Genomic DNA, 21,467 nt, shown 5'->3' with positions numbered 1-21,467 from the left:
GATTAAGCATTCATTTAGAATTTTGTAAAATGATACCAAAGCTTGCTGAACGTGATAAGCCCAGCAGATGCTGATGTAATAATGCACCAATCTATAACAAAAGAGATGAACCCTATCAATCCTGAAATACTAACCCGCATCAATAAATACCTTAGTGGCAGTGGTTTGTTCGCTCGAAAGCAAGCCGATGAACTGGTCAAGCAGGGCGTGGTGATGATCAATGGTCAGCTGGCCAAGTTGGGTGATCAAGTGGCTGAAGGTGATGTGGTTACTGTTGATGGCGAAGTGATTGAGCCACTGGCTGATGACAAAGTGGTTTGTATTGCGTTGAACAAGCCAATCGGTGTGGTGTGTACAGCCGCCAGTTCAGTGAAAAATAACATCATTGATCATGTGGGTTACAGTGAACGGGTGTTTCCTGTCGGTCGTTTGGACAAGGATTCTCAAGGCTTGATTTTACTCACCAACAAAAGTGGACTGGCTGAATTTATATTAAACTCCGAGCATGAGCACGAAAAAGAATACTTGGTCACGGTTGATAAAAGCATCACCAGTGAATTCATTCAAAGCATGTCCCAAGGTGTTCCTGTGTTGGACCAAGTAACAAAACCTTGTACAGTCCTTCAAGAATCAGACCGCGTTTTCAGCATCACTTTAACCCAAGGGCTCAACCGCCAAATCCGTCGCATGTGTCAATACCATGGATTCAAAGTTGAGAAGCTTGAACGCGTGCGAATCATGCATGTTCATTTAAATGATTTGCCATTGGGTCATTGGCGTGAATTAACCGTTTCAGAAATATCAGTTATGCTGAATGCCTCGCTTATGCTTTAAGTGTTTTGTTTCTTGAGGGGGTGCTGGTGTTGACTTAATTAAATATTAGCATAATCTAATGTATAAAGTTTAAAAAGCTGATACACTGTCGCCTTTGAATTTTGCGTCGATAAGAGTCAAGACATGAACACCAAAGAAACCAGTTTAAAACCCGAAAGTTTACGCCAAGCCATCATTGGTGTCGATGCACCGTTTTGTACGCCTTTTGGGCAGCGCTTGATGACGTATTGTGATTACACAGCTTCGGGTAGAACATTGACGTTCATCGAAAAATACTTGATGAAATTACAGCGTAATTACGCCAACACCCACACCGAAGATGACATGACGGGTCGCTCGATGACCAAGCTGTTACATGATGCCGAAGACCGAATCAAAAAATCTTTGGGTGCCAATGACGATGACCGCATCATTTGTGTTGGAACGGGAGCCACTGGTGCCATCACCAAGTTACAACAAATCTTGGGCACGTTTTTGCCACCTGCGACCCGTAAACAAATTGAAGATTCGGCTGATTGTGATTTAGAAAAAATCAAAGACCAATCACCAGTTATATTTGTCGGCCCTTATGAGCACCACTCGAATGAAATTTCATGGCGCGATGGTTTGTGTGAAGTGGTTGAATTGGACTTGGCCGCAGATGGTCATGCTGATATGGTGCAATTAGAAAAGCACTTAAAAATGGACAAATATAAGAACCGATTGAAGATTGGTTCTTTTTCGGCCGCATCGAATGTTACAGGCTTGGTTTCGAAAACCAAAGAGCTGGCGACCATGATGCATGAATATGGTGGATTGGTGTTTTTTGATTACGCAGCCTCAGCACCATATGTCGATATAGACATGCACCCTGATGACAGCATGGCGCACATTGATGCCTTGGTCTTGTCGCCGCATAAATTTTTAGGTGGCCCCGGATCAACCGGTGTTTTGGTATTTAACAAAAGTATATACAACGCCAGTTTGAATCCTACGGTTTCAGGTGGTGGTACGGTCAGTTATGTGGCGCGCCACGACCATGATTTCGTTGAAGACATCGAAGAGCGTGAAAAAGCAGGCACGCCGGGTGTGTTACAAATCTTGCGTGCTGCGTTGTGTTTTGAAGTCAAAGACCATGTCGGCGCGAAGCAAATTCATGATTTGGAACAACAGTGGTTAGACAAAGCTTTTGATGCTTGGCAGAACCACCCGCGAGTTGAAATTTTGGGTGACCAAGATCCAAAAAACCGAGTCGGTATAGTTTCCTTTAACATCAAAACCGCATCGGGTAAGTATTTACACCCCAAATTCATTACGGTATTGCTGAATGATTTGTTCGGTATCCAATCACGTGCCGGTTGTTCATGCGCTGGGCCTTATGGTCACCAATTATTAGGTATCGATGAAGAAACATCTGAACAATACCGGGCATTGATAGAGCAGGGTTACCATGGGATCAAACCCGGTTGGTGCCGTGTTGGTTTTCATTATGTGATGGACGAACCAGAAGTGGACTACATCATTGATTGTGTTAAATTCATTGCCGATAATGGTGCTGAATTTTTACCTTGGTATAAATTCTGTTTGAAACAGGCCAGTTGGCAGCACATCAAAGACGACGGTTCATGTCCCGAGTTGTCATTGGATGCGGCATTCAAGATTGAATTGGACAACCCACAACCTTTGTCGCCGATGTTAAGAACTTCCTTGTACCAACAGTTTTTACAAGAAGCTGACAAGTTAAGAACAGAAGCCAAATCATTACCCGTCAGAAAAACACAGCAACTTCCCGAGATTGAACATCTGAACCAGTTTATTGTTTGAAAAAGTAGGGTGGGCTCCGCCCACCACAATGGGCGGAATATGGCGCTTTTTATTGTGTTTATTGAGGTTGGATTGATGGGAAAAGTCCACCCAGCTGTAATTTTAAAAATGCACATTTAACACGATAAACAGTAATGGCCACGCATTAATGCACTTCAATCACGGTATTTTTGAAATATAACGCGATATATGTAAATATGTAAAATTAAAAGCCAAAAGTCACTAAATAAAGGTACTTGTTTCAGTGCAAAATACTTTGTTAATTGTATAGAATGCTTATTTAATAAGTTGTTAGGCACAACATGAATAAGTACGCAGATGACATTGAGAAATGGATAAAAGACAAATATTCTGACGTAGAAAGAGCTAAGAAAATTATCGAGCCTTTATTGTCAATTGAAACAGAGGTAAGTATTTCGCGTATTGTCAGAAGTGCGCTCTACTTATCGGAAAGTGATTATGACTCATTGGCCAGTTATACAGAAAAAGCCATTGATGATCATCGTAATGTTCTGTGGTGGGCTGAATATGATAATCGTAATGTTCAGAAACGGGATTTCAACTTTAGTTTTTCTAAACAGAAGCAAAGTTAAATGCTGCAAATTGCCTAACAAAAAGCTCCACGCGGACACATACTGCTACGCTCGTTTTTGTGTAGGTCGCTGGCGCTCCATTTTACACAAAAACGCTCTCCACAGTATGTGCCGGTGAGCTTGGCGTTAGCTTAAAACGTTACTATACATTTAAGTCATGCCCCATATCAAAGAAGCCCTCAATCGAGGACTTTTGATTCTTGTTGTTAAGGTTTACAAAGCTTGACTGTTTTCCAATCGGGCAATGCGTTCTTCCAAAGGTGGATGGGTTGAAAACAGTTTGGCCATGGCTGAACCGCCTGATATGCCGAAGGCGGCAAATTCGCCTTCCAGTTTTTCGGTTTGGCTGTTTCTCTGTAGGGCGCGCAGGGCATTGGCCATGTCTTGTGAGCTAGAAAGTCTGGCGCCACCGGCATCGGCATGGAATTCACGCCATCTGGAGAAGGCGCAAATGATCATGGAGGCGACAAAGCCCAGGATGATTTGGGCAATTAAGGTGCCGATAAATGACCCAATACCATAACCAGAATTGTTTTCACTGCGCATGGCAGATGCAATGGCATAACCGATGATGCGTGAGAAGAAAATCACAAAGGCATTCAATACACCTTGAATCAAGGCCATGGTCACCATGTCGCCATTGGCTACATGTGACACTTCGTGGGCCAAGACGGCTTCCACTTCTTCGCGTTTCATGGTTTGTAACAGGCCTGTGCTGACTGCGACCAGTGCATTGTTCTTGTTCATGCCGGTGGCAAAAGCATTGGGGCTGGCTGAATCGAAAATGCCGACTTCAGGCATGCCAATACGGGCAGATTCTGCTTGCTGACGCACGGTGTCAACCAACCATTGTTCGGTGCTGTTACTGGGTTGTTCAATGACTTGAACGCCCATTGAGCGTTTGGCCATCCACTTTGAAATGGCCAAAGAGATAAAAGAGCCAACTGAGCCCCAAAGCAATGAAAATACAGCCAAGGCTTTGTAATCCAACCCGTTGGCAGTCAAGTAGCCGTCAAAGCCAAAGATGCGCATCACCACAGAGATGACAGCCAAGATGGCCATGTTGGTGGCGACAAACAATAAAATTCGTTTCATTTTTCTTACCTATTAAAATACATGAATAAAGACCATTTTATGTCGATATGGTTTCAAATTCATGTATCACAAGTCCTTATGTGTTGGGAATCCTGTAAAACAAGGGCAAAGCCTTGGGCTTTGTGGTATAGTGCGCGCCTTTTAAAGAACGGCCGACATCATGTCTACAGAAAAAATCAGAAACATAGCGATCATTGCGCACGTTGATCACGGTAAAACCACCTTGGTTGACGAATTATTAAAACAGTCAGGTACTTTGGGTGAGCGCGCAGATGATCCAAACCGCATGATGGATTCAAACGATTTGGAAAAAGAGCGTGGCATCACGATTCTTTCTAAAAACACTTCAATCGATTGGGAAGGCTATAAAATTAATATTGTAGACACCCCAGGCCATGCCGACTTCGGTGGCGAGGTTGAGCGTGTTTTGAGTATGGTTGATTCTGTGTTGTTGTTGGTTGATGCCGTTGATGGTCCAATGCCACAAACACGTTTTGTGACGCAAAAAGCTTTTGAAATGGGCTTTACGCCTGTGGTAGTGGTCAATAAGGTTGACCGTCCAAGTGCGCGTACTGAGTGGGTAGTTGATCAAACTTTTGATTTATTCGATCAATTGGGTGCAACTGACGAACAGTTAGACTTTCCAGTGATTTACGCTTCAGCGATCAATGGTTATGCTTCAGAAGATGAAACATCTCGTGAAGGTGACATGCAACCATTATTTCAAGCGATTGTAGACAAAGTGTCTCCACCAGATGTGGACGTGAACGCACCTTTCCAAATGCAAGTATCAACTTTGGATTACAACAGTTTCTTGGGTTTGATCGGTATTGGTCGCATCAAGAAAGGTACCATCAAAGCGAACTCTCCTGTTTCTGTGATTGATGCCGAAGGCAAGACACGAAACGGTCGTATTTTGAAATTGTTCGGTTTCAAAGGTTTAGACCGTATAGAAGTTAAAGAAGCAGAGGCTGGCGATATTGTGGCCATCTCTGGGATTGATGGCGTGGGTATTTCTGATACTTTATGCGATCGTGACAATGTAGAAGCATTGCCACCATTGACGGTTGATGAGCCAACCATCTCAATGATGTTTTGTGTGAATGACTCTCCTTTCGCTGGTAAAAGCGGCAAGTTTTTGACGTCTCGCCAAATCAGAGACCGTTTGGATCGTGAGACTACATATAATGTGGCGTTGCGTGTTGAAGACACAGAAAGTTCTGATCAATTCAAAGTGTCAGGTCGTGGTGAGTTGCATTTGTCTGTATTGATTGAAACCATGCGTCGCGAAGGTTTTGAGTTGGCGATTTCTCGCCCACAAGTAATCTACCGTGAAGTTGACGGTGAAATTCAAGAGCCATACGAAGAAGTGGTTGTTGATATTGAAGCTGAGCACCAAGGCGCCATTATGGAACAATTGTTGGGTCGTCGCGCTGAAGTGAAAGACATTGCACCTGATTCAACTGGTCGAGTGCGCATGAATTTCATCATGCCAGCCCGTGGATTGATTGGTTACCAGTCAGAATTCAAAACCACCACATCAGGTGGCGGTATTTTGACCCACGTATTTGATCATTATGGTCGCAAATTGAACACCATTGAACGTAACCGCAAAAACGGTGTGTTGATTTCAAATGGTAAAGGTAAGGCTTTGGGCTTTGCATTGTGGAACTTACAAGAACGCGGTCGTTTGTTGATTGAAGCCAATGTTGATGTTTATGAAGGTCAAGTGGTGGGCATTCACTCACGTGACAATGATTTGACTGTGAATCCATTAAAAGGTAAACAGCTAACTAATGTGCGTGCTTCAGGAAAAGATGATGCCATCAACCTGGTAACACCTATTAAAATGACTTTAGAGCAATCTATGGAATTCATTGAAGATGATGAATTGGTTGAGGTAACGCCTGATGAGATTCGCATCAGAAAAAGACATTTGTTAGAGCATGAGCGTAAGCGTGCCAGTCGCGAAGCTTAATCCGCTTAATTGAGTATAAAAAACCCGAGTCATTGGCTCGGGTTTTTTTGTGCCTGTGTGTTTTGTTTATGAAGCTTTGGTGAGCATTATTGGCACAACACTTCAATGGCATTCAGTAGCCGTAAAGTGGCGCGTGAAAAGTGGTCGGGGTTTACAGTAATGATGTTGTTGTTCTTGATGGCAGTAATTTGTGAATGTTGAGCCAATTGTTCATTTTCTTTAATGGGGGAAAAGCGAATCAGAACATCAGGGTTTCTGGCAATAATAGATTCAATGTTGACGCTGGCAGACTGTAAGGGTAAATCGGAAAAGACATTGTTCATGGCGCAGACGTTAAGCGACTCACTCATCCAATGATTACCATTGACCGTATATATAGGTCGGTCTGAAATTTGGATCAATGCTTTTTGTTGGGTTTTGGTGCTGGCAGCATGTTTTAGTTCTGCTATGCGAGGCAGAAAGTGATCAACCTTGGCCTCGGGTGTGGTGCCAGCTGTTTTAGCAATGAGTTTTATCGCCTTGGGTATGTCATTTATATGTAATGTATTTATGGCCAGTGTTTTGATGCCCAGGTTTTCAACCTGTGTGACCATTTGTTTGGCAATGTTGTCTTTCCAATAGAGGACCAGGTCTGGTTTCAATTGCAGCAACAGTTCTTGGTTAATGGCGAATGCATCGCCTATGACTGGGAGGTTTTTGGCTTCTATGGGATAGTCACTGTAGCCTGATACGCCAACAAGCAGTTGGCCAGCTCCTGCAGAATAAACCAATTCAGTGATGTGTGGAGACAGTGTGGCCAGTTTAAGTTGTGGTTCATCTGCTTTGGCAAATGATGTCATTAAACAGCCGAAGATGAATAGGCGAATATACATGGTTTGTAATACAGTTATAAAGTGGCTTATCTTGCCATAAAACAAGAGGAGATTTCAGTTGAAGAAAAAAATATAATAATAAGCGTTGCAATCGTATTCAAAATACTTAAAATTCGCTTTCCAGTTTGGTTGACCTAAGTTCGGTTTTTGACTTGTAAAAACAGGTAAATAAATACTGATAAATTGTGTTGACTTTTAGGCGCATTTCAATGAAAATGCCGTCCTTGCTCGTTGGAGGGATACCCAAGCGGCCAACGGGGGCAGACTGTAAATCTGCTGTTTCTAACTTCAGAGGTTCGAATCCTCTTCCCTCCACCATTTAATTTGACTGATGACATTAGTCACCAGTCTTTTTGAGCGGGTGTAGTTCAATGGTAGAACATTAGCCTTCCAAGCTAACCACGTGGGTTCGATTCCCATCACCCGCTCCACTTAGGTATAGCGCCCATATAGCTCAGTCGGTAGAGCACTTTCTTGGTAGGGAAGAGGTCACTGGTTCGACTCCAGTTATGGGCACCAGCTTGATTAAGTTTAAGTAATGTTTTTTTATTAACTCTGTCTTTTTGGAGTAGCAACAATGTCAAAAGAAAAATTTGAACGCAATAAGCCCCATGTAAACGTGGGCACAATTGGTCACGTTGACCATGGTAAAACAACCTTGACTGCAGCGATCACAAAAGTTGCTGCTGAAAAACAAGGCGGCGAATTTAAAGATTACGATCAAATCGATAACGCGCCAGAAGAAAGAGAGCGTGGTATTACGATTTCTACAGCTCACGTTGAGTACGAAACTGATGACCGTCACTACGCGCATGTAGATTGTCCAGGCCATGCTGATTATGTTAAAAACATGATTACTGGTGCGGCACAAATGGACGGCGCGATTTTGGTGGTATCAGCTGCTGATGGCCCAATGCCACAAACTCGTGAGCACATCTTGTTGGCTCGTCAGGTTGGCGTACCTTACATTGTTGTATTCTTAAACAAATGTGACCAAGTTGATGACGAAGAGTTGTTAGAGTTGGTTGAAATGGAAGTTCGTGAGTTATTGAATGACTACGAGTTCCCTGGTGATGACACGCCATTGGTAATGGGTTCTGCTTTGAAAGCATTGGAAGGCGATACTTCTGACATTGGTGCACCAGCTGTATTGAAGTTGTTGGAAGAGATGGATGCCTACATTCCTACGCCAGAGCGTGAGACTGATAAGCCATTCTTGATGCCTATCGAAGATATTTTCTCAATTTCAGGTCGTGGTACTGTTGTAACTGGCCGTATTGAAACTGGTGTTGTAAACGTTGGTGAAGAGATTGAAATCGTTGGTATCCGTGACACAACTGTTACTACATGTACAGGTGTTGAGATGTTCCGTAAGTTATTGGATTCAGGTGAAGCTGGCGATAACGTGGGTGTTTTGTTGCGTGGAACGAAAAGAGATGATGTTGAGCGTGGACAAGTACTAGCAAAACCGGGTACAATTACGCCCCACACAAAATTCGAAGCAGAAGTGTACGTGTTGAGCAAAGATGAAGGTGGTCGTCACACACCATTCNCAGAACAACTGACGTAACTGGCGCTTGTGAATTACCAGAAGGTGTAGAAATGGTAATGCCTGGTGACAACGTTAAGATGGTTGTTGAATTAATTGCACCGATTGCGATGGATGAAGGTTTACGCTTCGCTATTCGTGAAGGTGGCCGTACAGTAGGTGCGGGTGTTGTAGCTAAAATTATCGAATAATTTAAGCATCTGACATAAAAAGCCAGCAGTGAAAACTGTTGGCTTTGGTGTCTTTAAAGTATAGGTCAGTAGCTCAATTGGCAGAGCAGCGGTCTCCAAAACCGCAGGTTGGGGGTTCGATTCCCTCCTGACCTGCCACTTTAATATCATGTGATGTTAAGTGGCATGACTGGAAAAATAAGTATGAGTCAAGTTGATACAACGCAATCAGGTTCTGATCAAATCAAATGGTATATAGCCATCGCAGTTATTATTGCTGGTGTGGCAGCTAATTTGTATTTTGTTGACCAATTTCCGACTGTTGTCAGAGCGATGATGGTTATTGGTGGTGTGGTTTTGGGTGCTGTTATTGGTTACTCTACGCCCCGTGGTAAAGAGTTTGCTAAGTTTGTTAAAAATGCGAACATAGAGCGTCAAAAGATCGTATGGCCGACAAAAAATGAAACAGTGCACACCACTTTAATCGTTTTGGCTTTGGTTATCGTGTTTGGTTTGTTTCTGTTTTTGGTCGATTCTATATTCAGCAATTTAGTTGAATACTTTTTCGAATAAATAAGGAGTCCTTGTCAATGTCTATGAGATGGTACGTTGTGCACGCCTATTCAGGTTTTGAGATGCAAGTTGTCAAGTCATTGCTGGAACGAATTGAACGGTTCGAAATGCAGGATTTTTTTGGTGAAGTATTGGTGCCAAAAGAAACTGTTGTTGAAATGAGAAAAGGGCAAAAGCGTGAGACCCAGCGAAAGTTTTTCCCAGGATATGTTTTGGTTCAGATGGAAATGACAGATGAATCTTGGCATTTGGTGAAAGATGCGCCAAAAGTATTGGGGTTTATCGGTGGTACAGCCGAAAAACCAGCGCCTATTACAGAGCGCGAAGCAAATGCAATTTTGCAAAGAATTGAAGACGGTGAAAACAAGCCGCAGCCTAAAACGTTGTTTGACGTGGGTGAAGTTATTCGTGTTGTTGATGGTCCGTTTGCGGATTTCAACGGCGAAGTAGAAGAAGTGGATTATGAGAAAAGTCGCATGAAAGTGGCTGTCTCAATCTTCGGAAGGTCAACGCCGGTTGAATTAGAGTTCGGCCAAGTTGAAAAAATGTAAATTGAATTTGATGGGGAGCCTGAATAAGGCGCTTGAACCCGGAGAGAACAATGGCTAAAAAAGTACAATCATATATTAAATTACAAGTGCCTGCTGGACAGGCCAACCCCAGTCCACCAGTTGGTCCTGCATTAGGTCAACATGGTGTGAACATCATGGAATTCTGTAAAGCTTTCAACGCCAAAACTGGTGATGTTGAGCAAGGTTTACCAATTCCTGTGGTTATCACTGTTTATAATGACAGAAGTTTTACTTTCATTACTAAAACACCTCCTGCTGCGGTTTTGTTGATCAAAGCTGCTGGTATTGCTAAAGGTTCTGGTACGCCAAACACTGACAAAGTGGCAAAAATTGGTCGTGAGCAATTAGAAGAGATTGCTAAAATGAAAGAGCCTGATTTGACTGCTGCTGATATGGATGCTGCTGTCAGAACAATTGCTGGTACTGCTCGCAGTATGGGTATTGAAACTGAAGGAGTTAAATAATGGCTAAGCAAGGTAAAAGAATTCGCGCTCAAAAAGAGCAAATTGATCAGTTGAAAAAGTATGAAGTAACTGAAGCTTTAAACTTACTTCGTGGTAATGCTTCTAAAAACTTTGATGAAACTGTTGATGTTGCCATTCAATTGGGCGTAGATGCTCGTAAATCGGACCAAGCGGTTCGTGGCGCAACTGTGATGCCTAATGGTACTGGTAAGTCAGTTAAAGTTGCTGTTTTTGCCCAAGGCGAAAAAGCAGATCAAGCCAAAGAAGCTGGTGCTGACGTGGTTGGTTTTGATGACTTGGCTGCTGAAGTTAAGAAAGGAAACTTTGACTTTGACGTGGTAATTGCTGCACCTGACGCGATGCGTGTTGTTGGTCAGTTAGGTACGATTTTAGGACCTAAAGGTTTGATGCCTAACCCTAAAGTAGGTACGGTTACACCTGATGTGGCTACTGCGGTTAAAAACAATAAATCTGGTCAAGCCATGTATCGTATTGATAAAGCTGGCATCATCCACACTGTGGTTGGTAAAGCATCATTCACTACAGACGCTTTGATTGAAAACATGAGTGTATTATTGGCAGATTTGGTTAAGAAAAAACCAGCTCAATCTAAAGGTAAATTCATTCGCAAAATCAGCATTTCATCTACTATGGGTGCTGGTATTGAAGTTGATCCTGCTTCATTGGATCAATAAGAAAGATTCGTTTTATGAGTTGTGCTTATCACCTTGTTGGTGAGTAATTACAACGACATAAAGCACAAAATTTTGAGGGTTGCCAGAGTTGCTTTGTGACTTTGGTGACCATCAAAGACCGCAGGTGGTTGATTCGTACAAATTAACCTTAATCTCCTGCGCAGATGGTGTACCCCATGCAGAATACTGTAAGGTCACCAAAATGGTTCCAGTCCTTGTGGCTGGGTTATGTACTACTGCAGCACTAGCTGCATGAGCCTATTGGAGGTTATCATGGCGCTCAATTTAGAGCAGAAAAAAGCTGTAGTCAGTGAAATTGCTGTCGTGGCTCAAGATGCCCACTCTTTAGTGGCTGCCGAATACCGTGGATCATCAGTTGATTTGATGACCGCGATGCGCGCAGACGCACGTAAGACTGGTGTTTACTTGAAAGTGGCAAAAAATACCTTGGTTCGCAGAGCTGTTGAAGGCACAGATTATGAGTGTGTTCAAGAAGCTTTGGTTGGCCCTTTGTTATATGCGTTCAGTCAGGAAGATCCTGGTTGTGCCGCACGTTTGATTAAAGCGCATGCAAAGGACAACGACAAACTTGATGTTAAGTTTGTTTCAATCGGTGGTGAAATGTTACCTGGAAGCGATTTGGCCCGTTTGGCCTCGCTACCTACTAAAGATCAAGCAATCTCTCAATTAATGTCTGTAATGAAGGCACCTGTAGAGAAATTTGTTAGAACTTTGGCTGAGCCTCACGCAAAACTGACCCGTACAATCGCAGCGATCAAAGATCAAAAAGCTGCATAAGCAATTAATTATTATTTTGGAGAAATAAAATGGCCGTATCTAAAGACGATATCTTAGAAGCAATCTCAGCAATGAGTGTAATGGAAGTGGTTGAGTTAATCGAAGCCATGGAAGACAAATTTGGCGTATCAGCTGCTGCTGCAGTTGCTGCTGCTCCTGCTGCTGCCGCTGGTGGCGAAGCTGCTGCTGAGCAAACTGAATTTGACGTAATCTTGGCTAGCTTCGGCGACAAGAAAGTTGGTGTAATTAAAGCTGTTCGCGGCATCACTGGCTTGGGCTTGAAAGAAGCTAAAGAATTGGTAGAAGGCGCTCCTGCTCCTATCAAAGAAGGTGTTGATAAAGCTGAAGCTGAAGACATCAAAAAGCAATTGGAAGAAGCCGGTGCTTCTATCGAGTTGAAATAATTACATCAGTAATTAATCGAAACCTAAAGGCTGACATTTTATGTCGGCCTTTAGTCGCTTAAAAGAGTGCCACATGTAGTGGCTCTTTTGAGTTGTAAAATCCAGAAGTTAACTGCTTGATTTTACAAGCAATACTTCAAAAATATAGATACTGACCAAAGCGCAAGACGTTGGGCTTTGTACAAAAGGTGATAGTAGCAATGGGTTATTCATTTACTGAGAAAAAAAGAATCAGAAAGGATTTCGGCACGTCAAGTGCTGCATTAGAGGTTCCCTATTTATTGGAAACACAAACCAAATCATATGATGCTTTTCTGGGCAACAATGACAAGGATTTAAATGGTTTAAGGGATGCACTCAATTCCATCTTTCCAATCGAAAGTTATTCCGGCTTTGCGAGATTGGAATTTGTCAGTATTGGCGTAGAAAATCCAGAATTTGATGTTCTGGAATGTAAGCTACGCGGTATGACTTATGCTGCTTCAATCAGAGCACAAATTCAATTGGTGATTTACGATAAAGAAAAAAGCACCAAGAAGAAAAAGAAAGTTAAATACATCAAAGAGCAAAGTGTTTATTTGGGTGACTTACCTCTGATGACACAAACAGGTACGTTTGTGATCAACGGTACCGAACGAGTTATTGTGAATCAATTGCACCGTTCTCCTGGTGTCTTCTTTGATCATGACAAAGGTAAGACGCATTCATCAGGTAAAATTCTGTACTCAGCTCGAGTGATTCCTTATCGTGGTTCTTGGTTGGACATGGAGTTCGATGCCAAGGACAATGTTTATGTTCGTATCGATCGTCGCAGAAAATTGCCTGCTTCTATATTATTGCGTGCATTAGATTTTAATAACGAACAAATCTTGGACATGTTTTTTGAAAAAGTGCACATCACTTTGAATAAAGGCAATGCCAAAATGAAGCTGGTACCTGAAAACATCAAAGGTGAAACCTTTGCGTTTGATATCAAAGATGGTTCAGATGTCATTGTTGAAGCAGGAAAACGTATTACGGCACGTCATGAACGTAAATTGAAAAAATCCAAACTAACAGCGCTGACATTGGAAGACAGTTATTTGTTAGAGAAAGTGATTGCTCATAACATCATTGACAAAGAAACGGGTGAAATCTTATGCCCAGCAAACACATCTATTACTGATGAGTTGTTAGAAAAATTACGTGAAAATGGTGTTAAGTCGTTTGATATTTTGTTAATCAATGATTTGGATCGTGGTCCATTCATGTCTAATACATTAAATATAGACCCAACGACCACACAAGAAGAAGCTTTAATAGAAATTTATAGAATGATGCGCCCAGGTGAACCACCTACAGAAGACGCATCTCGTGCTTTATTTGAAGGATTGTTCTTTACCAAAGAGCGTTATGACTTATCTGATGTAGGTCGCATGAAATTCAACATGCGTTTGTTGCGTGAAGAAGGCACTGGCGACGGCATTTTAAGTAATGAAGACATCATTGATGTCATGAAAGAGTTGGTAAACATCAGAAATGGTAAAGGCCAAGTTGATGATATTGATCACTTAGGAAACAGACGTGTTCGTTCTGTCGGTGAAATGGCGGAAAATGTTTTCCGCGTGGGTTTGGTTCGTGTTCAACGTGCAGTTAAAGAGCGTTTAACAGTGGCTGAATCTGAAGGTTTAACGCCACAAGACTTGATCAATGCCAAGCCAATTTCTGCAGCCATTAAAGAGTTTTTTGGTTCTAACCAATTGTCTCAATTTATGGATCAAAACAACCCATTGTCAGAAATCACGCACAAACGTCGTGTGTCTGCATTGGGGCCTGGAGGCTTGACACGTGAGCGTGCTGGTTTTGAAGTACGTGACGTTCATCCAACACATTATGGTCGTTTGTGTCCGATTGAAACACCAGAGGGTCCAAACATTGGTTTGATCAACTCAATGGCTGTTTATTCTCGCACCAATGATTATGGTTTCTTGGAAACGCCTTACAGAAAAGTAGAAAACGGTAAAGTTACAGACGAAATCGTTTATTTGTCAGCGATTCAAGATTCAGAGCGTCCCATTGCACAAAACAGCGCCAACTTAGACAAGAATGGTAAATTCACTGATGAATTTATTATCTGTCGTCACAGAGGCGAAGTGGTATTGAAGCAAGCTTCTGAAATCAGTTACATGGATGTGTCGGAGAAACAAATTGTTTCTGTGGCTGCTGCATTGATTCCTTTCCTTGAGCACGATGATGCGAACAGGGCATTGATGGGATCGAACATGCAACGTCAAGCGGTTCCAACTTTGAAAGCGGATAAGCCATTGGTTGGTACTGGAATGGAGAAAATTGTTTCTCGTGATTCTGGTGTAACTGTTATGGCCAAACGTGGTGGTATTGTTGAGATTGCAGATGCCGGCCGCATCGTGGTTCGTGTAAACCAAGATGAAATTGGTGAAAAAGATCCGGGCGTTGATATTTATAACTTAATTAAATACATGCGTTCAAACCAAAACACTTGTGTGAACCAACGTCCTATTGTTCAAGTGGGAGATGTGATTGCTTCAGGTGATGTTTTGGCAGATGGTCCATCTACAGACTTAGGTGAGTTGGCTTTGGGTCAAAACATGTTGGTGGCTTTCATGCCATGGAACGGTTACAACTTTGAGGATTCCATCTTAATCTCTGAGCGTGTTGTTAAAGAAGACCGATTGACCACCATTCATATTGAAGAGCTGACTTGTATTGCTCGTGATACCAAGTTAGGTTCTGAAGAAATCACAGCTGATATTCCAAATATCAGTGAAAGTACATTAACTAAACTGGATGAGTCCGGTATTGTTTATGTGGGTGCTGAAGTAGGTCCTGGTGATATTCTTGTTGGTAAAGTGACGCCGAAGGGTGAAACACAACTGACGCCAGAAGAAAAATTACTGCGTGCCATTTTTGGTGAGAAAGCACAGGACGTTAAAGATTCATCTTTACGCGTTAAATCGGGCACTACAGGTACAGTGGTTGGTGTTCAGGTTTATACTCGAGAAGGCATTGAAAAAGGTGCGCGTGCAGATCGCATAGAACAGGAAGAAGTTGAAACGGTTCGTAAGAACTTGAATGATCAGTTCCGCATCATGCGTACGGTAATTCATCAACGTATCCGTGAAATGTTGATAGGCACCAAGGTAGCCAAAGCGCCAAACCTGAAAAAAGGTGATGAATTAACTGATGCATATTTCGATTCTTTAGAAAAAGACGAGTGGTTTGACATCAAGCCGCAAGACAATGAATTGGCATCACGTATGGATGAATTTGCTGAGCAAATCACAGAACAGCGTGACATCTTTGATAAACAATTCGAAGAGAAAAAGTCCAAAATTTCTAAGGGCGATGACTTGGCACCAGGTGTGTTAAAAATGGTTAAGGTTTACTTGGCTGTTAAACGACGCATTCAGCCGGGTGACAAAATGGCCGGACGACATGGTAACAAAGGTGTGATCTCAATGATTGTTCCTGAAGAAGACATGCCTTTTGATGAAAACGGACGTCCAGTGGACATCTGTTTGAATCCTTTGGGTGTACCGTCTCGAATGAACATCGGTCAGATTCTAGAGGTTCATTTGGGTATGGCTGCACGTGGCTTGGGTTATAAGATTGAACAAATGATTCAAGAAAAAGCCAATGTCACCAAGATGAAGGAATTTTTGACGGAAGTTTATAACGTTGATCAACCAGGCAAGGTCAGCTTAAGCAGCTTCACTAAAGATGAAGTCATGACTTTAGCCCATAACTTGAAAGGCGGTGTGCCGATGGCAACGCCGGTATTTGACGGCGCCAAAGAAGAACATATCCGTAAATTATTGAAACTGGCTGGTTTGTCAGAAGATGGTCAAACCACATTGTTTGATGGTCGTACAGGTAAGAAATTTGAACGTCCAGTGACTGTGGGTTACATGTACATGCTGAAATTGAATCACTTGATTGATGATAAGATGCATGCCCGCTCAACTGGTCCTTATTCTTTGGTTACACAGCAACCATTGGGTGGTAAAGCACAGTTCGGTGGACAGCGTTTCGGTGAGATGGAAGTGTGGGCACTTGAAGCTTATGGTGCTGCCTATACTTTGCAAGAAATGTTAACTGTTAAGTCAGATGACGTTCAAGGTCGTAACCAAACCTATAAAAATATTGTTGATGGTAACCATCAAATCGTTTCTGGTATTCCAGAGTCATTCAACGTGTTAGTCAAAGAGGTGAGAGCCTTGGGTCTTAACATGGAATTAGAAAGCGAATAAGGTCAGGAGTTGATATGAAAGATTTAATGCAATTGTTTAATCCTAAAAAGGAAGTCCAGGACTTTAACGCGATTAAAGTGTCTTTAGCACCACCTGAGTTGATTCGTTCTTGGTCATATGGTGAAGTTAAAAAACCTGAAACGATTAACTACAGAACTTTTAAGCCAGAACGTGATGGTTTGTTTTGTGCTGCGGTTTTTGGTCCGGTAAAAGATTACGAATGCTTGTGTGGTAAATACAAGCGCATGAAGCACCGCGGTGTGGTTTGTGAAAAATGTGGTACAGAAGTGACCATGGCTAAAGTGCGCCGTGAACGCATGGGTCATATTGAATTGGCCAGTCCTGTGGCTCACATTTGGTTCTTGAAATCTCTGCCATCACGTATTGGTCTTATGCTAGACATGACCTTGCGTGAAATTGAGCGTATTTTATACTTCGAGTCATTCGTTGTAACAGATCCAGGCATGACTGATTTGGAAAAAGGTTCATTATTGACTGATGAGCAATACAGCCAATCAATAGAAGAATGGGGTGACGAGTTCAAAGCTTTGATGGGTGCAGAGGCGATTTACAGCTTGTTGTCTGAAATTGACATCAACTCTGAATTGATGCGCTTGCACGAAGAAATTGAGTCAACAAAGTCTGCAACTAAAATCAAGCGTTTGTCTAAGCGAATTGCTTTGTATGATGCGTTCAATAAATCAGGTAATAAACCTGAGCACATGATTTTAACTGTGTTGCCAATTTTACCACCTGATATCAGGCCTTTGGTTCCATTGGACGGTGGTCGTTTTGCGACTTCAGATTTGAATGATTTATACCGTCGTGTGATTAACCGTAATAACCGTTTGAAGCGATTATTAGATTTGCATGCACCAGACATCATCGTACGAAATGAAAAGCGCATGCTTCAAGAGTCTGTTGATGCCTTGTTAGATAATGGCCGTCGTGGTCGTGCAGTAACGGGTTCTAACAGACGCCCATTAAAATCTTTGGCAGACATGATCAAAGGTAAGCAAGGTCGTTTCCGTCAGAACTTGTTGGGTAAACGTGTCGATTATTCAGGCCGTTCTGTGATTGTGGTTGGACCAACGCTGCGTTTACATCAATGTGGCTTACCTAAGAAAATGGCTTTGGAATTATTTAAACCATTCATTTTAGGTCGTTTATTGAAAGATGGTTTTGTTTCAACGATTAAGGCTGCGAAGCGATCAGTTGATGCGGGTACCCCTGAAGTATGGGATATCCTAGAGCAAGTGATTCGTGAGCATCCGATTTTATTGAATCGTGCACCAACTTTGCATAGATTGGGTATTCAAGCTTTTGAACCTGTTTTGATTGAAGGTAAAGCGATTCAATTACATCCATTGGTTTGTACGGCCTTTAATGCCGACTTTGATGGTGATCAAATGGCGGTTCACGTACCATTAAGTATTGAAGCGCAATTAGAAGCGCGTACTTTAATGATGTCGACCAATAACATTTTATCGCCTGCTTCTGGTGAGCCAATCATCGTACCGTCACAAGACGTGGTGTTGGGTTTGTATTACATGACCCGTTCCTTGGTGAATCAAGCTGGTGAAGGCATGACTTTCTCAGACATGCAAGAAGTTGATCGTGCTTATCAAACAGGCAATGTTTCACTGCAAGCGAATGTAAAGGTCCGTTTAACCCAGCAAAATGAAGCAGGTGAAATGGAAGCCAAGTTGGTTGAGACCACTGTTGGCCGTGCCATTTTGTCGAACATATTGCCAAGAGGATTAGATTTCTCTTACATGAACAAGACTTTAAAGAAAAAAGAAATTTCTAACTTGTTGAATGAGTGTTATCACCAGTTGGGTACGAAGGCTACCGTGATCTTTGCTGACCAATTGATGTACACAGGTTTTCGTTATTCTACCGTTGCTGGTATTTCAATTGGTGTCACGGATTTGATCATACCAGATGCCAAAAAAGTCATCTTGGAAGAAGCAGATAAAGAAGTATTGAAAATTCAAGAGCAGTACACTTCTGGACTGGTAACAGCAGGTGAGCGTTATAACAAAGTGGTAGATATCTGGTCAAAAGCCAATGAAGAAGTCGCTGCAGCAATGATGGAAGTGTTGGGTAAAGACATCGTCAAAGATAAAGAAGGTAATGATGTCGCTCAGGATTCTATGAATTCAGTATTTATCATGGCCGATTCTGGCGCCAGGGGTTCGGCTGCACAGATGCGTCAGTTATCTGGTATGCGTGGTTTGATGGCTAAGCCAGATGGATCTATTATTGAATCTCCTATTAAGGCAAACTTCCGTGAAGGCTTGGACGTGATGCAGTACTTCTCATCAACCCATGGTGCACGTAAAGGTTTGGCTGATACGGCATTGAAAACTGCGAACTCAGGATACCTGACTCGTCGTTTGGTTGACGTGGCACAAGATGTTGTGATTACCGGTGTTGATTGTGGAACACAAGAAGGTTTGGAAATGCATCCAATCGTTGACGGTGGTGAAGTAATTGAAACGCTTGCAGATCGAGTTTTGGGTCGTGTGGTAGCTACTGATACTTTTGACCATAAAGAAAATATGGTATTAGAAGCGGGCACATTGATCACTGATGATTTATTAGAAGTGATTGAATCAAATGGATTGGATACGATTATTGTGAGGTCACCCATCTCATGTGAGTCGCAGTTTGGTATTTGTGCGCAGTGTTATGGTCGTGATTTATCACGCGGACACAGAGTGAACAATGGTGAAGCTGTGGGTGTAATGGCAGCTCAATCTATTGGTGAGCCTGGTACACAGTTAACCATGCGTACCTTCCATATTGGTGGTGCAGCATCTAAGTCTGCAGCTTCGGATCATATTCAGGTTAAGTCTGAAGGTACCATCCGTATGCACAACATCAAGTTTGTAGTTAACCCTGATAAGAAGTTGGTAGCGATTTCGCGTTCAGGTGAAATTTCAGTTATTGATAAATCAGGTAAAGAAAAAGAACGTTATAAGGTGTCTTATGGTGCGGTTATCAATGTAAAAGACAGTGCGAAAGTTCAAGCTGGCGACATCATTGTAAACTGGGATCCACATACGCATCCAATTGTATCTGAGGTGGCCGGTCGCGTTGCGATGAGTGATTTCATTGACGGTGTAACGGTTGAAGAAAAATTAGATGAATTGACTGGTTTGACCAGTTTCATTATTACTGATCCAAAACAACGTGGTTCACAAGGTAAAGACTTGCGTCCTATGGTTAGGTTGGAAGATAAGAAAGGTAAGCCCATCATGATTCCAGGATCAGATGTGCCTGCACAGTATTTCTTGCCACCAGGTGCGGTAATTAATATTCAAAACGGTCAAGATGTGGCTGTTGGTGACTTCTTGGCGAGGATTCCTCAAGCGTCATCTAAAACACGTGATATTACCGGTGGTTTGCCACGTGTTGCTGATTTGTTTGAAGCCCGTAAGCCTAAGGATCCTGCGATTCAGGCAGAAACTTCTGGTATCGTTAGTTTTGGTAAGGATACAAAAGGTAAAAACCGTTTGGTCATCACACAAGCTGATGGTGAGAAGGTTGAGTCTTTGATTCCAAAATGGCGTCAAATCATCGTCTTTGAAGGTGAGCATGTTGAAAAAGGTGATGTAGTGGTTGAGGGTGAACCTAATCCACATGACATCTTGCGTTTACAGGGTGTGCCTGCTTTGGCTTCATACTTAGTTAACGAAATTCAGGATGTATACCGTTTGCAAGGTGTGAAAATCAATGACAAGCACATTGAATGTATCATCAGACAAATGTTACGTAAGGTAGAAATTGTTGAGCCGGGTGATACGGATTATTTGAAAACCACGCAGTTGTCATATAAAGAAGTCATGGCAACCAATCGTGAGATTTTGAAGAAAGATGGTATTCCAGCTAAATTCGAAGTTTTGTTACTGGGTATTACTAAGGCCTCTTTGGCAACAGAGTCATTCATTTCTGCGGCATCGTTCCAAGAAACCACTCGTGTGTTAACTGAAGCTTCAGTTAAAGGCACCAGAGATGAGTTGCGTGGCTTGAAAGAAAACGTCATCGTAGGTCGATTGATTCCAGCTGGTACAGGTTTGGCATACCATCAAGAGCAGCAAAAATCTAAAGAAGCTGAACTTCAGTCTGAATTACAAGCTATGGTTAATGATTCTGTTACAGATTCTCCTTCAGGCGCGTCTCCAGAAGACATGTTGTCAGATGGGCTAGAGGGATTGTTGGTCGATGAGGCTGACAAAACAGAAGAATAAAAAGTCATTTATTTGACTGGGCAAGTCGTTCAAGCACAGAAAAATGATTCTGTGCTTGACTATTTATAGGGGAATCAATAAAATCCCCCTTCTTTATTCGCCAGGCCGGTATTTTTACTGGCCTGGCGTGTGTTATTAACAGGGTAAATTTTTAAAAATGGCAACAATTAATCAATTGGTTCGTAAACCAAGAAAAGACAAATTTTACAAAACAAATGTGCCAGCTTTGGAATCGTGTCCTCAGCGTCGTGGTGTGTGTACTCGTGTATATACAACAACGCCTAAAAAGCCAAACTCAGCTTTGAGAAAAGTGGCTCGTGTGCGTTTGACGAATGGATATGAAGTAACCAGCTACATCGGCGGTGAAGGTCATAATTTGCAGGAACACTCAATCGTATTGATTCGTGGTGGTCGTGTGAAGGATTTGCCTGGTGTTCGCTATCACATTGTTCGTGGCGCCTTAGATACAGATGGCGTGAAAGACAGAATGCAGGGCCGTTCTAAATACGGTACTAAGCGTCCTAAGAAATAATAGGGAATAAC

The 21,467-nt window shown here is 42.3% G+C and carries 15 protein-coding genes, 4 tRNA genes and 1 pseudogene; 18 read left to right on the top strand and 2 right to left on the bottom strand.

The window, feature by feature from the left end; all coding sequences use genetic code 11:
* The first annotated feature begins 105 nt into the window (after window positions 1-105).
* The 3 genes from rluF to FET73_RS10150 all read left to right on the top strand — a co-directional run bounded on the left by rluF (window position 106) and on the right by FET73_RS10150 (window position 3,230).
* Window positions 106-834 (top strand): 23S rRNA pseudouridine(2604) synthase RluF, encoded by a 729-nt coding sequence (gene rluF / locus FET73_RS10160; RefSeq protein WP_179952216.1) that lies wholly within the window; start codon window positions 106-108, stop codon window positions 832-834.
* A gap of 123 nt (window positions 835-957) precedes the next feature.
* Window positions 958-2,637, top strand: a complete 1,680-nt coding sequence (locus FET73_RS10155; RefSeq protein ID WP_154223824.1) for an aminotransferase class V-fold PLP-dependent enzyme — start codon at window positions 958-960, stop codon at window positions 2,635-2,637.
* A 302-nt stretch (window positions 2,638-2,939) separates the two neighbouring features.
* On the top strand, window positions 2,940-3,230 hold the full coding sequence (locus FET73_RS10150) for a hypothetical protein (protein WP_154223823.1): 291 nt from the start codon (window positions 2,940-2,942) through the stop codon (window positions 3,228-3,230).
* 213 nt (window positions 3,231-3,443) lie between these two features.
* Here FET73_RS10150 and htpX read toward each other — a convergent pair whose 3' ends face one another.
* Window positions 3,444-4,325 (bottom strand): protease HtpX, encoded by an 882-nt coding sequence (gene htpX / locus FET73_RS10145; RefSeq protein WP_154223822.1) that lies wholly within the window; start codon window positions 4,323-4,325, stop codon window positions 3,444-3,446.
* Window positions 4,326-4,485: 160 nt separating this feature from the next.
* Between htpX and typA the strand changes: the two genes are divergently transcribed.
* Entirely contained in the window at window positions 4,486-6,303 is a 1,818-nt protein-coding gene (gene typA, locus FET73_RS10140) for a translational GTPase TypA (RefSeq protein WP_154223821.1), read from the top strand.
* Between the two features lie 86 nt (window positions 6,304-6,389).
* Here typA and FET73_RS10135 read toward each other — a convergent pair whose 3' ends face one another.
* A complete protein-coding gene (locus tag FET73_RS10135; RefSeq protein ID WP_154223820.1) occupies window positions 6,390-7,175 on the bottom strand; it encodes a helical backbone metal receptor in 786 nt (261 codons plus the stop codon).
* Window positions 7,176-7,408: 233 nt separating this feature from the next.
* Here FET73_RS10135 and FET73_RS10130 point away from each other — a divergent pair.
* The 14 genes and pseudogenes from FET73_RS10130 to rpsL all read left to right on the top strand — a co-directional run bounded on the left by FET73_RS10130 (window position 7,409) and on the right by rpsL (window position 21,456).
* Window positions 7,409-7,493 (top strand) — tRNA-Tyr (locus FET73_RS10130).
* 39 nt (window positions 7,494-7,532) lie between these two features.
* Window positions 7,533-7,606, top strand: a tRNA-Gly gene (locus FET73_RS10125).
* A gap of 12 nt (window positions 7,607-7,618) precedes the next feature.
* Window positions 7,619-7,694, top strand: a tRNA-Thr gene (locus tag FET73_RS10120).
* 58 nt (window positions 7,695-7,752) lie between these two features.
* Window positions 7,753-8,915 (top strand): annotated as a pseudogene (tuf, locus tag FET73_RS10115) (elongation factor Tu).
* A 62-nt stretch (window positions 8,916-8,977) separates the two neighbouring features.
* A tRNA-Trp gene (locus tag FET73_RS10110) sits at window positions 8,978-9,053 on the top strand.
* Between the two features lie 45 nt (window positions 9,054-9,098).
* On the top strand, window positions 9,099-9,467 hold the full coding sequence (gene secE / locus FET73_RS10105) for a preprotein translocase subunit SecE (protein WP_179952215.1): 369 nt from the start codon (window positions 9,099-9,101) through the stop codon (window positions 9,465-9,467).
* 17 nt (window positions 9,468-9,484) lie between these two features.
* Window positions 9,485-10,018, top strand: coding sequence for a transcription termination/antitermination protein NusG (gene nusG, locus FET73_RS10100; protein WP_154223818.1), 534 nt, complete (start codon window positions 9,485-9,487; stop codon window positions 10,016-10,018).
* 50 nt (window positions 10,019-10,068) lie between these two features.
* Window positions 10,069-10,503, top strand: coding sequence for a 50S ribosomal protein L11 (gene rplK, locus FET73_RS10095; protein ID WP_154223817.1), 435 nt, complete (start codon window positions 10,069-10,071; stop codon window positions 10,501-10,503).
* Window positions 10,503-11,198 carry a 50S ribosomal protein L1 gene (gene rplA, locus FET73_RS10090; RefSeq protein WP_154223816.1) on the top strand — a complete coding sequence of 232 codons (696 nt, stop codon included), beginning with the start codon at window positions 10,503-10,505 and terminating at the stop codon, window positions 11,196-11,198. Before rplK ends, rplA begins: the two co-directional genes overlap by 1 nt.
* A gap of 273 nt (window positions 11,199-11,471) precedes the next feature.
* A complete protein-coding gene (rplJ, locus tag FET73_RS10085; RefSeq protein WP_154223815.1) occupies window positions 11,472-11,996 on the top strand; it encodes a 50S ribosomal protein L10 in 525 nt (174 codons plus the stop codon).
* 29 nt (window positions 11,997-12,025) lie between these two features.
* Window positions 12,026-12,400, top strand: a complete 375-nt coding sequence (gene rplL / locus FET73_RS10080; protein WP_154223814.1) for a 50S ribosomal protein L7/L12 — start codon at window positions 12,026-12,028, stop codon at window positions 12,398-12,400.
* A gap of 200 nt (window positions 12,401-12,600) precedes the next feature.
* Window positions 12,601-16,668, top strand: coding sequence for a DNA-directed RNA polymerase subunit beta (rpoB, locus tag FET73_RS10075; protein WP_154223813.1), 4,068 nt, complete (start codon window positions 12,601-12,603; stop codon window positions 16,666-16,668).
* Between the two features lie 14 nt (window positions 16,669-16,682).
* Entirely contained in the window at window positions 16,683-20,924 is a 4,242-nt protein-coding gene (gene rpoC, locus FET73_RS10070) for a DNA-directed RNA polymerase subunit beta' (RefSeq protein WP_154223812.1), read from the top strand.
* 157 nt (window positions 20,925-21,081) lie between these two features.
* Window positions 21,082-21,456, top strand: a complete 375-nt coding sequence (gene rpsL, locus FET73_RS10065) for a 30S ribosomal protein S12 (RefSeq protein ID WP_154223811.1) — start codon at window positions 21,082-21,084, stop codon at window positions 21,454-21,456.
* Window positions 21,457-21,467: the final 11 nt, after the last annotated feature.

It is taken from the genome of Marinicella rhabdoformis (assembly GCF_009671245.1).
GTDB classification, from domain to species: domain Bacteria; phylum Pseudomonadota; class Gammaproteobacteria; order Xanthomonadales; family Marinicellaceae; genus Marinicella; species Marinicella rhabdoformis.
Note: the sequence above shows the minus strand (reverse complement) of the source record. Positions and strands in the feature narration are given on the sequence as shown.

Excerpts from the sequence above, each read along its gene's own strand:
- rplA (WP_154223816.1), top strand. The coding sequence starts at position 10,503 with ATGGCTAAGCAAGGTAAAAGAATTCGCGCTCAAAAAGAGCAAATTGAT.
- rluF (WP_179952216.1), top strand. The coding sequence starts at position 106 with ATGAACCCTATCAATCCTGAAATACTAACCCGCATCAATAAATACCTT.
- rplJ (WP_154223815.1), top strand. The coding sequence starts at position 11,472 with ATGGCGCTCAATTTAGAGCAGAAAAAAGCTGTAGTCAGTGAAATTGCT.
- rplL (WP_154223814.1), top strand. The coding sequence starts at position 12,026 with ATGGCCGTATCTAAAGACGATATCTTAGAAGCAATCTCAGCAATGAGT.
- rpsL (WP_154223811.1), top strand. The coding sequence starts at position 21,082 with ATGGCAACAATTAATCAATTGGTTCGTAAACCAAGAAAAGACAAATTT.
- secE (WP_179952215.1), top strand. The coding sequence starts at position 9,099 with ATGAGTCAAGTTGATACAACGCAATCAGGTTCTGATCAAATCAAATGG.
- nusG (WP_154223818.1), top strand. The coding sequence starts at position 9,485 with ATGTCTATGAGATGGTACGTTGTGCACGCCTATTCAGGTTTTGAGATG.
- FET73_RS10135 (WP_154223820.1), bottom strand. The coding sequence starts at position 7,175 with ATGTATATTCGCCTATTCATCTTCGGCTGTTTAATGACATCATTTGCC.
- rplK (WP_154223817.1), top strand. The coding sequence starts at position 10,069 with ATGGCTAAAAAAGTACAATCATATATTAAATTACAAGTGCCTGCTGGA.
- typA (WP_154223821.1), top strand. The coding sequence starts at position 4,486 with ATGTCTACAGAAAAAATCAGAAACATAGCGATCATTGCGCACGTTGAT.
- rpoC (WP_154223812.1), top strand. The coding sequence starts at position 16,683 with ATGAAAGATTTAATGCAATTGTTTAATCCTAAAAAGGAAGTCCAGGAC.
- FET73_RS10155 (WP_154223824.1), top strand. The coding sequence starts at position 958 with ATGAACACCAAAGAAACCAGTTTAAAACCCGAAAGTTTACGCCAAGCC.
- FET73_RS10150 (WP_154223823.1), top strand. The coding sequence starts at position 2,940 with ATGAATAAGTACGCAGATGACATTGAGAAATGGATAAAAGACAAATAT.
- htpX (WP_154223822.1), bottom strand. The coding sequence starts at position 4,325 with ATGAAACGAATTTTATTGTTTGTCGCCACCAACATGGCCATCTTGGCT.
- rpoB (WP_154223813.1), top strand. The coding sequence starts at position 12,601 with ATGGGTTATTCATTTACTGAGAAAAAAAGAATCAGAAAGGATTTCGGC.